General features: G+C 32.5%; 20 protein-coding genes. 13 read left to right on the top strand and 7 right to left on the bottom strand.

Going from position 1 to position 14,878, the window contains the following annotated elements; genetic code table 11:
- Window positions 1-11 precede the first annotated feature (11 nt).
- Together GKZ88_RS17160 and rmuC are read right to left on the bottom strand one after the other, a co-directional pair.
- A complete protein-coding gene (locus GKZ88_RS17160; protein WP_155103567.1) occupies window positions 12-560 on the bottom strand; it encodes an acyl-CoA thioesterase in 549 nt (182 codons plus the stop codon).
- Window positions 561-615: 55 nt separating this feature from the next.
- A complete protein-coding gene (gene rmuC / locus GKZ88_RS17155; RefSeq protein WP_155103566.1) occupies window positions 616-1,989 on the bottom strand; it encodes a DNA recombination protein RmuC in 1,374 nt (457 codons plus the stop codon).
- Between the two features lie 188 nt (window positions 1,990-2,177).
- Here rmuC and GKZ88_RS17150 point away from each other — a divergent pair, with 188 nt between their 5' ends.
- Genes GKZ88_RS17150 through GKZ88_RS17130 form a run of 5 tightly spaced genes read left to right on the top strand, consistent with a single transcriptional unit; the run spans window position 2,178 to window position 6,551 of the window.
- Window positions 2,178-3,053 (top strand): protease complex subunit PrcB family protein, encoded by an 876-nt coding sequence (locus tag GKZ88_RS17150; RefSeq protein WP_155103565.1) that lies wholly within the window; start codon window positions 2,178-2,180, stop codon window positions 3,051-3,053.
- A gap of 7 nt (window positions 3,054-3,060) precedes the next feature.
- The gene (locus GKZ88_RS17145; RefSeq protein ID WP_155103564.1) at window positions 3,061-3,459 is read left to right on the top strand and encodes a hypothetical protein; all 399 of its coding nucleotides are present in this window, start codon (window positions 3,061-3,063) and stop codon (window positions 3,457-3,459) included.
- A 52-nt stretch (window positions 3,460-3,511) separates the two neighbouring features.
- Window positions 3,512-4,063 (top strand): sigma-70 family RNA polymerase sigma factor, encoded by a 552-nt coding sequence (locus GKZ88_RS17140; RefSeq protein ID WP_155103563.1) that lies wholly within the window; start codon window positions 3,512-3,514, stop codon window positions 4,061-4,063.
- Window positions 4,060-5,931, top strand: coding sequence for a hypothetical protein (locus GKZ88_RS17135; RefSeq protein WP_155103562.1), 1,872 nt, complete (start codon window positions 4,060-4,062; stop codon window positions 5,929-5,931). The genes GKZ88_RS17140 and GKZ88_RS17135 overlap by 4 nt, the downstream gene beginning before the upstream one ends.
- Before the next feature lie 59 nt (window positions 5,932-5,990).
- Complete coding sequence (locus GKZ88_RS17130) at window positions 5,991-6,551, top strand: MepB family protein (protein ID WP_347343893.1); 561 nt, start codon at window positions 5,991-5,993, stop codon at window positions 6,549-6,551.
- Between the two features lie 61 nt (window positions 6,552-6,612).
- Here the strand turns inward: GKZ88_RS17130 and GKZ88_RS17125 are convergent, their stop codons facing one another.
- The gene (locus tag GKZ88_RS17125; RefSeq protein WP_155103561.1) at window positions 6,613-6,987 is read right to left on the bottom strand and encodes a hypothetical protein; all 375 of its coding nucleotides are present in this window, start codon (window positions 6,985-6,987) and stop codon (window positions 6,613-6,615) included.
- Between the two features lie 143 nt (window positions 6,988-7,130).
- On the opposite strand from GKZ88_RS17125, the gene GKZ88_RS17120 reads away from it, so the two are divergent.
- The 5 genes from GKZ88_RS17120 (at window position 7,131) to GKZ88_RS17100 (ending at window position 9,807) form a co-directional block, all read left to right on the top strand.
- Window positions 7,131-7,328 (top strand): hypothetical protein, encoded by a 198-nt coding sequence (locus GKZ88_RS17120; protein WP_155103560.1) that lies wholly within the window; start codon window positions 7,131-7,133, stop codon window positions 7,326-7,328.
- A 68-nt stretch (window positions 7,329-7,396) separates the two neighbouring features.
- Window positions 7,397-7,978 carry a pseudouridine synthase gene (locus tag GKZ88_RS17115; RefSeq protein WP_155103559.1) on the top strand — a complete coding sequence of 194 codons (582 nt, stop codon included), beginning with the start codon at window positions 7,397-7,399 and terminating at the stop codon, window positions 7,976-7,978.
- Between the two features lie 50 nt (window positions 7,979-8,028).
- Window positions 8,029-8,484: a tRNA (cytidine(34)-2'-O)-methyltransferase gene (locus tag GKZ88_RS17110; protein ID WP_155103558.1), complete on the top strand. Its 456-nt coding sequence runs from the start codon at window positions 8,029-8,031 to the stop codon at window positions 8,482-8,484.
- A gap of 1 nt (window position 8,485) precedes the next feature.
- Window positions 8,486-8,965 (top strand): hypothetical protein, encoded by a 480-nt coding sequence (locus GKZ88_RS17105; protein WP_155103557.1) that lies wholly within the window; start codon window positions 8,486-8,488, stop codon window positions 8,963-8,965.
- 35 nt (window positions 8,966-9,000) lie between these two features.
- Window positions 9,001-9,807 (top strand): hypothetical protein, encoded by an 807-nt coding sequence (locus tag GKZ88_RS17100; RefSeq protein ID WP_155103556.1) that lies wholly within the window; start codon window positions 9,001-9,003, stop codon window positions 9,805-9,807.
- On the opposite strand, the gene GKZ88_RS17095 is transcribed toward GKZ88_RS17100, so the two are convergent.
- The 4 genes from GKZ88_RS17095 to GKZ88_RS17080 all read right to left on the bottom strand — a co-directional run bounded on the left by GKZ88_RS17095 (window position 9,804) and on the right by GKZ88_RS17080 (window position 13,399).
- Window positions 9,804-10,580, bottom strand: coding sequence for an ABC transporter ATP-binding protein (locus GKZ88_RS17095; RefSeq protein WP_155103555.1), 777 nt, complete (start codon window positions 10,578-10,580; stop codon window positions 9,804-9,806). The genes GKZ88_RS17100 and GKZ88_RS17095 overlap by 4 nt on opposite strands.
- A 95-nt stretch (window positions 10,581-10,675) precedes the next feature.
- Window positions 10,676-11,089: a GxxExxY protein gene (locus GKZ88_RS17090; protein ID WP_155103554.1), complete on the bottom strand. Its 414-nt coding sequence runs from the start codon at window positions 11,087-11,089 to the stop codon at window positions 10,676-10,678.
- A 137-nt stretch (window positions 11,090-11,226) separates the two neighbouring features.
- Window positions 11,227-12,195 (bottom strand): iron ABC transporter permease, encoded by a 969-nt coding sequence (locus GKZ88_RS17085; RefSeq protein ID WP_196216492.1) that lies wholly within the window; start codon window positions 12,193-12,195, stop codon window positions 11,227-11,229.
- Between the two features lie 61 nt (window positions 12,196-12,256).
- Window positions 12,257-13,399 carry an ABC transporter substrate-binding protein gene (locus tag GKZ88_RS17080; protein WP_155103552.1) on the bottom strand — a complete coding sequence of 381 codons (1,143 nt, stop codon included), beginning with the start codon at window positions 13,397-13,399 and terminating at the stop codon, window positions 12,257-12,259.
- A gap of 96 nt (window positions 13,400-13,495) precedes the next feature.
- On the opposite strand from GKZ88_RS17080, the gene GKZ88_RS17075 reads away from it, so the two are divergent.
- From GKZ88_RS17075 to cobU, 3 genes are read left to right on the top strand one after another with little or no spacing between them, the layout of a single operon-like run.
- Window positions 13,496-13,858, top strand: coding sequence for a DUF5522 domain-containing protein (locus GKZ88_RS17075; RefSeq protein ID WP_155103551.1), 363 nt, complete (start codon window positions 13,496-13,498; stop codon window positions 13,856-13,858).
- 30 nt (window positions 13,859-13,888) lie between these two features.
- Window positions 13,889-14,248 (top strand): four helix bundle protein, encoded by a 360-nt coding sequence (locus tag GKZ88_RS17070; protein ID WP_155103550.1) that lies wholly within the window; start codon window positions 13,889-13,891, stop codon window positions 14,246-14,248.
- A 36-nt stretch (window positions 14,249-14,284) separates the two neighbouring features.
- Entirely contained in the window at window positions 14,285-14,791 is a 507-nt protein-coding gene (gene cobU, locus GKZ88_RS17065; protein WP_155103549.1) for a bifunctional adenosylcobinamide kinase/adenosylcobinamide-phosphate guanylyltransferase, read from the top strand.
- The last annotated feature ends 87 nt before the right edge of the window (window positions 14,792-14,878 follow it).

Here is a 14,878-nt window from a genome sequence, read left to right as displayed (position 1 = left end):
AGATAAACAATCTAACTGATTTCTAAAAGCACATTGTACTTATCCAAGCTCGCTAAATCTTCAATCGAATTCACATTGGTGAGTTTTTCATGTTCTTCAACCTCTTTCTTAATTTCAATATGTTTGATTGCTTTTCTAAAACGGCGCACTTCTTCAAGACTTGACAAAATAAGACCCGGAACTTGAACGCTTTTTCCTTCTTTATCTTTAGCAACCATTGTAAAATATGACGAATTGCAATGTTTTATCACTCCAGTTTGAATATTTTCGGCTTCAACACGAATTCCGACAACCATCGAACTTCTTCCCACATAATTTACCGACGCTTTCATCGTTACCAGTTCGCCCACTTCAATAGGTTTTAAAAAGTTTACGGTATCAACAGAAGCCGTAACACAATAATTACCACTGAATTTTGATGCCGAAGCAAAAGCAATCTGATCCAGTAATTGTAAAATATATCCTCCGTGAATTTTACCGCTAAAGTTGGTATGCGATGGCAGCATTAATTCGGAAATACTAATTTTTGATGATGAAACGAGTTTGAAATCTGTAGTCATGTTTTTATTTTTATGGTATTTTTTATGTTATTCTGGCTGAAGTTAAATTGGAGTTTTAATTTAAAAACTGATTTTCATCTTCATTTGAAGCTCTGGCAATAATATTTTCAGGAAGCGATTTTTTTGCCTTGGCTCCCATTTTCTTTAATTTTTCGACGCTTGAAATTAAGTTTCCTTTTCCGTCAACCAATTTATTCATAGCGCTTTCGTATTCGGTTTTTGTGTCTTTAATTTTATTTCCAATTCGGACTAAATCCGTTACAAAACCTTCAAATTTATCATATAAAGCTCCCGCTTGTCTGGCAATTTCAAAAGCATTTTCCTGCTGTTTCTGGTTTGTCCACATACTGTCGATAGTGCGTAAAGTTGCCAATAAAGTACTTGGAGTTACAATGACAATATTTTTATCAAATGCTTTATTGTATAAGGTCGAATCTTCATTTAATGCAATGGCGAAAGCTGGTTCTATCGGAATAAAAAGCAACACAAAATCTGGGCTTTCAATTTGATATAAATCATGATAATTTTTGTTTCCGAGCTGTTCTACGTGTCTTTTTATAGAACTGACATGTTCTTTCAGAAAATCGATTTTCAATATTTCAGATTCTTCATTGATCCATCTTTCATAAGCAACCAGCGAAACTTTAGAATCGACAATCATCTTCTTTCCGTCAGGCAAATTAATTACAACATCTGGCAAAACACGTGTTCCCTCATTATTTGTAAAACTCTGCTGTACTTCATATTCGCGTCCTTTTTCTAAGCCTGATTTTTCTAAAACACGCTCTAAAACCAGTTCGCCCCAATTTCCCTGCATTTTAGTATCACCTTTTAATGCTTTAGTTAAATTAAGCGTTTCTTTGCTCATTTGCGCATTCATTTCGCTTAAACCAACAATCTGCTGACGCAACGCTGCGTGATAATCGATGCTTTCTTTATGTGTCTGTTCTACTTTTTGCTCAAATCCTTGAATTTTATCTTGCAAAGGCAACAAAATATTCTTCATATTTTCGCTGTTCTGCTCCGTAAATTTAGCCGACTTTTCTTCGAGAATTTTATTGGCCAAGTTTTCAAATTCTTTGGTGAATTTTTCCTGAAGCTCTGTTATTTCATTTTTCTGTTCTTTATGGCGTTCCCATAAATTTTCAAAATCGACTTCTTTTTTAGAAAGCTGAATCGCAAGGCTGTCTTTCTCGGTTCTAATATTTTCTTTTTCAGAATTAATTAATTGAACCTGTTTCTGAAAATTATTTCTTTCACTTTCAAATTGTTCTTTCTGCAGCTGCAGCTGATTTACGTTTGCATTTAATTTTTCTTCCAAACTCACTTTTTCAGTCTGTGATTTGGCGCTCATTAAAAGCTTTCCTAAGTAAATACCTAAAAATAACGCCATAATAAAAGCCACTAAAATGGGAAGAAAGTCAAACATAACTAAGTTTTTTTTAAGTAAAAGTACGCAATAATACGTAGTTCTGATTTTTAAAATTTAAAATTTCACTAATTCGTGCGCATTCTAAATTAAATAAACATTTTAAAAAAAGTAAAGAAAAAAGCATTTTCGACGCAACCTTTTTAAACTTCAGTCATCTACAAAATATAACCTATTAAAATAATACAATGAAAAAATTGATGTTGAGCTTATTTATAGCTTTTGGATTGAGCGCATGCTCGCTTGGAAATGATGATATGAATGTTGATTGCGGTGCAAATACAGAATTAGGATTTACAGGTTTTCCGCTTTTATGCAATTACGCAATCAAAACGCTTCCTGATAACCCAGCTGCCGTTGTTGTTGGGACTCAAGAAAAAATGACTGCCCTTTTTACAAAACACGAAAATACATGCCCAGTTGCCACTGATGCTAATATTGATTTTACTAAAAATATGTTAGTTGGTATTTTCTCAGGAATGAAAACAACAACCGGTTATACTATAAAAATGACTTCGATTGTTGAAAATAAATGCGAAATTGTAATTAGCTATTACGAAAGCGGGCCTCAGTCAGGTGAAAATATTTCTCCAACTGTAACATACCCTTCAGATTTTATTTTACTTCCGAAATCAAACAAAACGATCATTTTTAATAAAACAACTGAAACTCCAGATAACATTATTATTGGAAGCTACTATGGAAATTGTTCAGGTTCTGACTGTCAAAATTTCTTTCAGCTGAATGATTTTAATATTCTAAAATTGATCAGTACTGCTTCTGGAAACTTCAATTTTGAACAGTCAGCTTATTTTGCTAAAACAAAAAGAGGTGAATATACACTATTTACAAAAAGCATTCCTGCAGAAATTTACACTTTAAAAGGGCAAACAAAAACGTATGGTTCTCCAGATGGAGCAGATCAAGGCGGTATCTTTTTCCAATTGAAACAAGGAGCATCTGTAACTAAAATATTTATTGACAACAACGATACACCTGATCAAAGCGCAGACATCAAAGCTTTCAAAAAAGCAATTAAAGATAAAATCACAAGTTTAAAATAATCTTAGCATGAAAAAGTATTTTTTATTTCTTATCGTTTTTGGACTTATTTCAACGGCCTATTCGCTTGATTCTTCGAATGTAAATTCGGGATCAATTGTGAATACTTGGATTTGGGAAAAATCTGTTGGAGGCGCGAGCAATCCTTACACAGCAACGCCAAAAACAGCCGGATTTACAAAAAAAGTAGTTTTTACACCTGAAGGAAGAGTTATCACTTATAAAAATGATGTTGAAATCAGAAACAGCACGTATGAAACAGGAAAAGGAATTGGCTTTTCTGATCATGCAGAGCATGACCTGATTACCTTTGAAGGCAAAACATACGTGATAGAAAACCTTGACAATCAAAACCTAACCATTGTAAGCAATAATCAAGATGCTGCACGCAGTATCTTTAAAAGGTAGTTTTTTAAGTTTATAAAAACTATTTTTGCCAAACCAAACAATACCATTTTTTTTGAAAGACGATTTAGAAAAATACATTAGGCAATGCATGAAGAATGACCGGGCAGGACAGCTGAAAATATATCAGCTGTTTTCTCCGGTTCTATACGGTATTTGTCTAAAGTATATGAAAAATGAAGATGATGCCAAAGATGTTTTTCAAGAAGCATTTGTAATCGTTTTTCAAAAAATAAGCCAATATAAATTTGAAGGAAGTTTTGAAGGCTGGCTAAAACGGATTTTCATCAACAAGCTTATTGAGACTTTAAATAAGAAGAAAAAAGAGAGTTTCTTTTTAGATGTTTTTGATCCCGATACTGATTTTATTGAAGAAGAAGAATTAGAAACGATTCCGATAGAAAAAGAAAAATTATTAGAATACATACGGGATTTGCCCGATCAATACCGGACGGTTTTTAACTTATATGTTTTTGAACATATGAAACATAAAGAAATAGCCGAATTATTGAAGATTTCAGAAGGAACATCAAAATCAAATTTAAACAGAGCAAAGGGTATTTTGCAGAAACGGATTTTGAGCATAAAAAATTTTAAGATAGCATGAAGAAGCAAAAAATAGAAGATATTTTTTCATCAATGGAACACTTTTCGAGTGTTCCGCCACCAGAACTATGGGCTGGAATTGAGGAAAAACTAGACAAACCTAAAAAGAAAAAAAGAGTTATTCTTTGGTGGTCAGCTGCAGCATGCTTATTATTATGCTTATCGCTTCCTGCTGTTTTGTCTGACTCTGGCAATAAAATCAACACTGGTAATTCTTTAGAAAAAAACAATGTAGTTCTTGATGAAAATAAAAATGGTGAAAACCACAAAAAACCAGCTTCGGCAAAAGATCAAAATTCAGAAAATAATAAAAATAACATTGTAAATCCAAATTCAGGAAACGCAACAGATCCAACTAATAATTCGTCTGCAAATTCAACAGAAGAAACAGCAGTTGCTAATGCCGATTCTAAAACGGAACGCAGTTCAAAAACAACTGAATCAAAATCAAATAGTGTAAACAATTCAAACAGCAATAGCAATCAAGCTGTCGCCGAGGGAAGTGCAACTGCAAAAAATAAAAACCAATTTTCAGTTTCTGGAAACCAAAAATCAAACTCAGAAAAAAGAAATCTGAATCAAGCGGTTGCGGTTAAAAATTATGGTTCTGAAAAAACAAATGCATTTAATGGTTCTGAAAAAAATCAATCTAATGCTTCGGAAACTCAAAAATTTAATGCCGAAAAAAGAAATTCAAATCAAGCTGTAGCATCAAAAAATTATACTTCAGGAAAATATAACACATTTAATACCACTGATAAAAATCAGTTTTCTGAAAGCGAAAAAAGAAATCTCGACAAAGTTTTAGCCGAAAAAACGTTTACAGGCAAAAAGACAAATTCATTTAGTAAGTCTTCAAAAAATCAGCTTCCAAATTCTATTTTTGAAAACAATTTAAATTCGAAATCCAATACTATCGCTTTAAATTCTTCGAACAAAAATGCAGCAGAACGCAAGCAAAATATGCTCTCTGAGAATAAAAAGGAAACGGTAAATAATACTCAAAAATCAGAAAAAGCAATTGCTGACAATACACAAAAAAGCAATTCAAAATTTAATGATGCTGTTTTGAGCAAACAAGATTCTGTACAATTAGCAGAGCTTCAAAATCTGGAAAAAGGAATTGTAACTCCTGAAGTGAAAAAGGATAAAGAAAAAGATCCTAAAAAGACTTTAATTGATGAAAAATGGGCGCTTGAAGTTTTTGCTGGAGTAGCAAATTCTGAAAACTACAAAAATGACAAAACGCTCGGCAATGTTAACGATTCAAAGTCAACCAATAGTTATGGTGTAAAAACAAAATACAAACTAAATAAAAAATGGGCTGTTGGATCAGGATTTAAAATAAATAAATTAGGACAAAGTATTGCAAATGTTTCTTATATTAGCACGAAAAATAATGCATTTTTAGGAAGCAACGACTATTTTGTTCAGAATGCAACAGTACCGCAAATTGCAACAGAAGCAGGTTATGTATTGGTATCTAATACCACAAAAAATGCATTAAAAAGTGACAACTTGGCGACTGGAAATATAGATCAGAGTTTAAAATATATCGAAATGCCGTTAGAAGTTTCATATTCGATTTTTTCTAAAAACAAAGCGAACATCAGTTTAAATACTGGCACTTTTGTTGGAAAATTAATAGCTAACAATCTTGCGCTTAATGGAAATTCGATTGGCGAAAATGAAAATGCAAATGATTTTGTTTACGGCTCAACTTTGAGCAGTACAATCCAATACCGAGTTTATAAAAAAACAAATATTTTTGTAGAACCAGCAATGAATTATTATATTAACCCTTTGAGCACGCAGTCTTTTAATCAATTCCAATGGGGATTGAATTTTGGATTGAATGTTTCATTTTAAAAAAATACTAACTATTTAACAACCCCAAAACCTACGTAACCCCCTAAACCTACATAATTTTGAAAACAAGCCTAAAAGCCAGTCTTCTCAAAATGATCGTAAAAAACCACTGGTCGAACCATAAATCTTTCCCCAAGGATTTAATTTTAGCCAAAGAACTGGTTTATGATTGCTTTGATTTTGATTGCACGCAGCCTCAGCAAGAAAGTGAGAGCATTGACTACAGTGCTTATCGTTTTTTAATGAATGAAAAACACATTTGTTATCGGGAGGCTAAAATTACACCAACAAAAACAGGGCAATTTGTCACTTTGTGGAAACGAACCCGACTTGGAATCATTGAACCATTTGATTTTGACGATGACATTGATTTTGCTATTATAAGTGTTCGAAAAGATACTCTTTTAGGGCAATTCATTTTCCCAAAAAATGTTTTGCTGGAAAAAGGTGTTTTTTCTACCAAAACCCACGAAGGAAAAAGAGCCATCAGAGTTTACCCGCCTTGGGATGAAACCGAAAGTAAACAAGCAAAAAAAACACAGCAATGGCAATTGGAATATTTTTACCCCATAGTTCCAGAACCAGATTTTGATGTTTTTAAAAAATTAATTGCCTATTAATATATAAAAGGCTGTCTGGAAAAGAGACGGCCTTTTTCAATTTTATTAATTTTAATATATATCAGCTTTCATCATCTAATTTCATATTTCCTCTGTCTTCATGATTGTCAGGATTTGAGTTTGGATAACGGTTTGGTGTGATGTCTGAATTCCTGTCTTTATTTTCGACTGTTTTATTGGCTTCTTCATCAGTTTCAACACCGCGATTTGCATTTGGGTTATTCGGATTTATTTTATCTGAAACTTTTTTGATTTCTTCGTTTTCATTTCGTGCTCGTTCAACGATTTCTTTCTTTCCCTCTTTATCTGCAACAACTTCTTTTTTCAAATTAACGTCATCGGCTTTGCCATCGTGCGAAACATTTTTCCCTTTAGATTCATCTACATTTTTCTGTACTCCGTTTATCTTTTTGGTTCCTAAATTATTCGTTTCCATAACTTTATTGTTTTGCGTTCTAACTATAATATTACGAATTCTAAATCGGAACATTTTATGGCTTTGCATTGCCTTTGTTTTATAATTGCCATCTTTCAAAATTTGTTACCTTTATTAGCAACAACTTGAAAATCTGGATTATTATGAATTTCTTCAAAATCAAAACCTCTTGGTCAAATGCCGAATTTATTCTGATCAAATTATGCATGGCTTCGGCTTATATTTTCATTGGAAGTTATTTTCATGACTTTTTCAAAAACTATTATACGGTTTTGATTGCCGTTTTTGGTGTCACTGTAATTTGGTTTGTGTACCAGTGGCTAAAAAAAATGAAAGCCTAAAAAGGAGTTATATGCAGCACTTTGGCTTTTAATTTTACCAAAGAACCTATCTTTGCGAAAAATTAAAAATGCACAGACACTTTATTCTTTTTAAACCTTACGGCTATTTGAGCCAATTTATTTATGAATTAAAAAGAAAGAAAAAACTTTTGGGTGAACTGCATGATTTTCCTGAAGGAACAATGGCAATTGGAAGACTGGACGAAGATTCTGAAGGTTTGCTTTTATTGACAACTGACGGAAAAGTCAGCGAACAGATAAGAAGTAAAAAAGTCGACAAAGAATATTATGTTCAAGTTGACGGAATTATAACGCCAGAAGCGATCGAACAGTTGCAAAAAGGTGTCGAAATTGGTTTTGAAGGCGGAAAATATAAAACAAAACCTTGCTCTGCTTTTATTGTTACCGAAGTTCCAGATTTTGGACCACGAGCTAAAAAAATCAGAGACGAACGTCACGGCCCAACTTCGTGGGCTTCGATTACTGTAAATGAGGGGAAATTTCGCCAAGTTCGAAAAATGACCGCTGCAGTTGGTTTTCCAACATTACGTTTGGTTCGAGTTCGGATTGGAAATGTATATTTGCAAAACTTAAAAGCCGGAGAAGTCCTTGAAGTAAACGATTTTAAATTAGAGAATATGTCAATTTGATAATTAGATAATTTTGAAACTCATAACCTATAACTCATAACTCAAAAAAAATGCTGAACGTTGTTCTTGTTGAACCTGAAATACCTAATAATACTGGAAACATTGGAAGATTGTGCGTTGGTACAGAAAGCCGACTTCATTTAATTCATCCTTTTGGTTTTGTAATTAATGACAAAAATCTGAAACGCTCTGGTTTGGATTATTGGGTTCATCTTAACGTTACCGAATATCCAAATGTTGACGAATGGATGAAACAAATTCCGGATCAATCTCGTGTTTTTTTAATGAGTTCACATTCTGATAAATCGTATTTAGAAAATGATTTTCAGGATGGCGATTGGTTAGTTTTTGGAAAAGAAAGCGTTGGTTTAAGCAAAGAATTTATGGCTCTATTTGAGAATCATTTAACCATTCCGATGTCACCGCTTATTCGTTCTTTTAATATTGCAAATTCAGTTGCTTTTGTAGTTGGTGAGGCTAAGAGACAAATTGGATTGAAAAAGTAATATGAGACCTTTCATTGATCTAAATAATTTAAGTTATTCGAAAGAGAAATTAATTTATTATTCTCAAAGTATTGTTTATACTTGGCTTTTTGTTGCACTTGGCCTTTTGATCTATGCCGTTTATTCACTGACAAATAAGGAAACTTATATGGTATCCTTTTTATTGTTACCGATTATTGCATTAATAATCTACAAAGAATCAAAATTACTAAAGAGAATTAATGAAGTTCAATTTCGAATTAACTCTAAAGGAATTCAATACAGAAATGAAGAGCTTGTTTCCTGGAGCAATATTAAAAACGAAAGAATCGAAACAGAGCGATCTGGCAGATACACCAATTACTTTTTTGTATACTACATTATCGATCAAGATAAGTTTGTAAAGCATGATATAGGCGATTTAAATACTGACGTCGCAGAACTGCAACATACTCTTATGATTCATCGAAACCGATATCTCAGAGAAAACAATATTAGTTAAGTATAAATTTTTCTTTTTTAGCCCCAAAAAACAAAATGACCGAAACTGTAACCGTAGAACAAGCCTTAAAAAAAGGCAGATGGCAATTAAAAAACTTGCCAATGATTGTAACTTTTGCCATTATTGGCGGAGGAATTTATCTTTCCTATGCAAAAATATTTGAAGGTTGGATCATTCCCGTAGGATTTGCATTGGGATTTTTATCTGGCTGGTTGGTATGGAGCTATTATGTAAATCATTGGAAAATTTGGGCATACGAAAATGTCCGAAATATTCACGAATTACAGCGAAAAGCAGTTGAAGAAAAATTAATTTGGCAAAGTGGAAGCTGGTTTGAAAAAACAGAGTTTAAAGATTATCAGCAAAAACAGAAATTAAAACAACTGGAGAAAAAATTTCTTGAAAAAGATGTTTTTAAGGATGATATTTCTGTTCCAAAGGAAACAATGATTTTTTATTCTAGAATTACACTTCTCTTTATATTATTTGTTTCTATAATAATTAGTTTAACAGGTCTTTACTTTTTGAGCAAAAAAGAATATTTATGTTTATTATTATTGGGAATAGGCCTTTATTTATCCTATATTCAAGTTAAAAAATTAAGAGATAAAAGTCCGCAAGTGATAATTAATGCTGAAGGAATAAAATTAAAAGACCAAAAACTTGTAATCTGGAAAAACATTAGAAACGACAGAGTTTTAACAGAGATTAGAGGAAAAAATTCTAGGACCTATCTGGCATTTAATCATGAAAAGATTGATATTGCTGAATTTAATATAAAGTCTCAGGAATTAGAAAAACTGCTTCACGTTTATCGAGTTCGTTATGAAAACAATCTCTAAGTCACAATAAACTTTCCTTTTTCAGCATCAAAAATAATATGTTCATCTTTGAATAAAGAAGCAAAGTTTCCGTTTGAAATTAGATTGCATGGTTCGTCCTGTACTACATTTTCTGGCGTCATGATAATCATTTCGTCACTTAACTGAATCGCCAAATCGATGTCGTGCGTCGAAAACAAAATACATTTTTGAGTTTCATGAGTGAGTTTTTTCAATAATTTGAATAACGAAACTTTATGAAGCAAATCTAAATGTGTTGTGGGTTCATCTAAAATAATCAGGGGTGTATCTTGTGCCAAAGCTCTGGCGATTAAAACCTTTTGCAGTTGTCCGTCACTTATTTCATAATGTTTTTTATGAGCGAGATTTTCGATTTGCGTTAATTGCATAGCTTCTTGAACTTTTTCGATATCAGCTGCTGTCAAAGTTCCAACCCAATTGGTGTAAGGCTGGCGTCCAAGTGCGACCAATTCAAAGACTGAAAGATTACTTGGCGGTAATTTTTCAGTTAAAACTAAACTTAAATTCTGTGCTAAATCAAGAGGATTGTATGTCGAAATGTTTTTATCATTCAAAAAAACATTTCCTGATAAAGGATGCTGAATCCCGGTAATGGTTCGCAATAAAGTTGATTTTCCAATTCCGTTTGCTCCAATTAAAGAAATTAGTTTTCCTGATGCTAAATTCAAATTTAGATTTTCAGCAATGGTCACAGTTGCTTTCTTGGATTTGTATCCAATATTTAAGTTTATCGTCTTTAGAATACTAATCATCGCGATTATTTTTTTAAACACATAGAAACATAGGTTTTCTTTGCGTTGAAAGTTGTTTAAAAATTTACTTGTAAATTAACACATAGCTGGCGTTTCTAAAACTTTGGCAATAATTTGTAATGTTCATTTACGAATGTTTTTTGTCCCTCTTTGAAAATATTGAAACAATTAAAATTAACGATAATTCCCTTTGGAGCTTTCAATAATTTCATGTAGGTCATTATCTGTGCTTCGTGAATTGGATTTATTTCTGATGACGCTTTTAATTCGACAACTAAACAATTTTCTATAAATAAATCACATCTCATATCTGCATTTAATTCTTTGTCTTTATAAATCAAAGGCACTTTCATTTCTGTACAGAAGTTTATATTTCGAGATTTTAGTTCTTCTTTCAAACATTGATGATAAATATTTTCTAACAACCCTTTTCCAATTGTTTTATGTACTTCAATACAAGCTCCAATAATTGCATAACTTAATTCATCTAAATATTTCTGAGTAATCATTTATTAGTTATTAGATAGAAATCTGCCTTATACTACAAAGGCTATGTTTGTTTACAAAAGTGAAACGCCTTTCACCAGCATTCAAAACTATGTCTCTATGTGTTTAAAAAATAAAGGTAAAAATATTTTGTAAGTTTTTACTTAAAATTTCTCTTTCTAACTAAAAGCCAAATTACAACAGGCGCACCAATTATCGACGTTATAGCATTTATTGGCAACGTAACATCAAATCCTGGCATTTGCGAAACGATGTCACAGAACAACATTATAATCGAACCAAAAAATAAAGTGCTCCAAAACAAAATAGTATGGTTACTAGTCTGAAAAGTCAGTTTTGCAATATGAGGAACCGCCAATCCAACAAAAGCAATTGGGCCGGCAAAAGCCGTTATGCTTCCTGATAAAATACTCGTTGCAAATATGATAATAAGTCTTGCTCTTTTAAAGTTCAATCCCATACTTTTAGCGTAGTTTTCGCCCAACAATAAAGCATTTAGAGGTTTGATACTATTCGCGCTCAAAAGCAATCCCAGTGTAACGCAAAAAGTCAAAATTCCGATTGTTGGCCACGAAAGATTCCCAAGACTTCCCATTGACCAAAAAGTGAATTTCTGTAATTGTTCGGCTGTACTGAAATACGTTAGAACACTAACAATTGCTGTGGTAAAACTTCCAAACATTAATCCCACAATCAAAATTGCCATTGTATCGCGCAATCGCTGTGAAACAACTAAAACCAGCAATAAAACTAATGTACTGCCAAAAGTAGAAGCAATCACAATTCCGTAAGATGAAAGCGCAATTACTCTTAAAAACGAAGGCAAAAATCCAGCACCTAAAATCACAAAAGCAACACCTAAACTTGCTCCTGAACTGAGTCCTAAAACATATGGTCCAGCCAACGGATTTCGGAATAATGTCTGCATCAAAAGTCCGCTGATGGAAAGTCCGGTTCCAACCAAAACGGCTGTAATTGCTTTTGGCAGACGATAATTAATGATAATATACTCCCAAGTTGATTTTGTCGCCTGTCCGCCCGTTAAACTTGTAAAAACATCTTTTAGCGGAATTGTAACAGATCCTAAACTGATACTCGCAAAAAACATCAGCAAAAGTCCTAAAGACAAAACGACAAATAAAATGGTATTTCGTTTTTTGTTTGCCAATTTAATTCAGTTTTGATGCAAAAGTAAATTCATAACCCGCCAATAAATCAGGATGGAAAATTTTGATATAGTCTTTTAAAACCAAATCTGGACGGCTTGGCGATAATTCATAAAAAACAGTTCCTCCAGTTGCTCCAAATTTACTTTCCATAGAATAAACCGATTTATTTTTGAAAGCATCAAACTCACCATAATGCGGATTTGCTTTCTGCAATTCTTCTAAGGTTTTAAACGATCCCGAAACAACCCAGATGTTTGCTGTTTTTGCCTTGTCCAAAACTTTTTCAAAAGACAAACCTTCACTTCCCGTTCCTTTAAGATTGCTCCATAAATAATCAGCTTTTGCATCTTTCATAAATTGTGCAACCCAGCTGTTTCCTTTGGCTACATACCAAACGTCTTCATACATTGAGCCGTACAAAACCTTAGTTGTTGCAGGCTTGTCTGTCACTAATTTTTTAGCTTGATTGTAGCTTTCAACAATTTTATCAAACAATTCTTTTGCTTTGTCTTCTTTTCCAAATAATGCTCCGTAAAGCTTTATCCATTCGGCTTTTCCTAGCGGTGACTGCTCCATCCAATCTCCCTGAATTAAAACATTCAAACCGCTTTTTTTCAAATTATCAAGCATCGGATTGTTGTTGTCAACTCCAAAAGTTACAATCAAATCTGGAGATAATTCGATTAATTGCTCAATATTCAGCTTTTCATTTTGTCCAACATTTTTCACTGAACCTTTATCAATAAGTGCTCTTGTTTTTTCAGATGAAATATAATCAGTATGCGGAAAACCAACCAATTTATCTTCAACTTCCAGCATTTCTAAAAATGGGATATTAGTTGTTGAAGTAACCACAACTGATTCTAAAGGAACTTTAATAATTGGGTAAGTCTGAAGGCTGTCTGGGACATTAGCATCCTTTTCTTTCAGAACGTATTTGAAATTCTTATTCGCATTAGGCCAAGGATTTGAAATTGTAACAACAGAATAACCTTCTTGTTTTACAATAGAAAGTCCTGAAGCATATTCGATACTGTTTTTTGCAATTTCTGACTTTTCGACTACAATATTTTCATTTTTTTTACATCCTGTAAGAATGAAAAAAGAAAGAAAAAATACTAACTTAGGTAAATAAAATTTCATATTTAACGTTTTGGATAGGGACAAAGGTAAATCATTTTATGATTTTTTTGTCTACCTTTATTCTTACAAAATTCAACAAACTGTATCTTTACATTTATGAATACCACAAAAACAAAAATTTGCTCAAGCTGTGAAACTTCATTCAGTTGTGGAGATGTCTCGGTTGAAAACAAATGCTGGTGCAATGATTACCCTCCAATTTTTAATCTTTCAGAAGGAGGCGACTGTTTGTGCCCAGTTTGTTTCAAAGAAGCTTGTGAAGATAAAATTGATGCTTACGTAGAAACAATGACTCCTGAAAAAGCTTTAAAAAACAAAGCTATATCTTTACCCAAAACCGAAAAACTGATTGAAGGAATTGACTATTATATTGAAAATGGCAATTATGTTTTTAAATCCTGGTTTCACCTCAAAAGAGGAACTTGCTGCGGAAACGACTGCAGGCATTGCCCCTACTAATTATTAATTATTAGTTGTTAGTTGTTAATTATGAAGAATAACATTGTGAAAAACAAAAGTTTTGATTTTGCAATCAGAATTGTTAAACTGTATCAATATTTAAATAATGATAAAAAAGAATTTATACTTTCGAAACAACTTTTGAGATCAGGAACTAGTGTTGGTGCAATGATGAGAGAAGCGGAGCATGCCGAAAGTAAAAGTGATTTCATTCATAAATTTGCTATTGCTCAAAAAGAAGCTAACGAAACAGTATATTGGCTTGAATTATTAAAGGCAACTGATTATTTAAATGAAAAGGAATTCGAAAACATTCACAATGATGCAATTGCAATTTTAAAATTAGTAACCAGTATTCTTAAAACTTCAAAAAAACAAGTTCCAGCATAAATTTATAATTAACAATTTATAATTAACCATTATTACATGATTTATTTAATTACCGGTGGCGAAAGATCTGGAAAAAGCAGTTATGCTCAGAAATTAGCTTTAGAACTTTCAGATGCGCCAATTTATGTTGCGACAGCGAGAAAATGGGATAGCGATTTTCAAAATCGTATTGACCGTCATCAACAGGAACGTGATGAAGGCTGGACCAATATTGAAAAAGAAAAATATTTAAGTGAAATTGATTTTTCAGGAAAAGTGGCCTTGATTGACTGCGTAACCTTATGGCTGACTAACTTTTTTATCGATACTAAAAACGATGTTGCTGTATCGCTGGAAGAAGCTAAAAATGAATTTATTAAAATAGCCAAACAAGAAGGCACATTAATAATTGTGACCAATGAAATTGGAATGGGAGTTCATGCCGAAACTCATATTGGCAGAAAATTTACTGAACTTCAAGGCTGGATGAATCAGTTTTTAGCATCAAATGCGGATGAAGTTGTTTTAATGATTTCAGGAATTCCAGTAAAAATAAAGGGATAAAATACTAAAACTAAAATCCCAATTTTTTAAAATTCCAAATTCCAATGTTAAACTTTACCTTTACTAGAATATTTCAATTCCTAAAAA

Origin of the sequence: Flavobacterium sp. LC2016-01 (assembly GCF_009711135.1) — a bacterium.
In the GTDB taxonomy this organism is placed as follows: Bacteria; Bacteroidota; Bacteroidia; order Flavobacteriales; family Flavobacteriaceae; genus Flavobacterium.
This window is presented reverse-complemented; position numbering and strand designations above follow the sequence as displayed.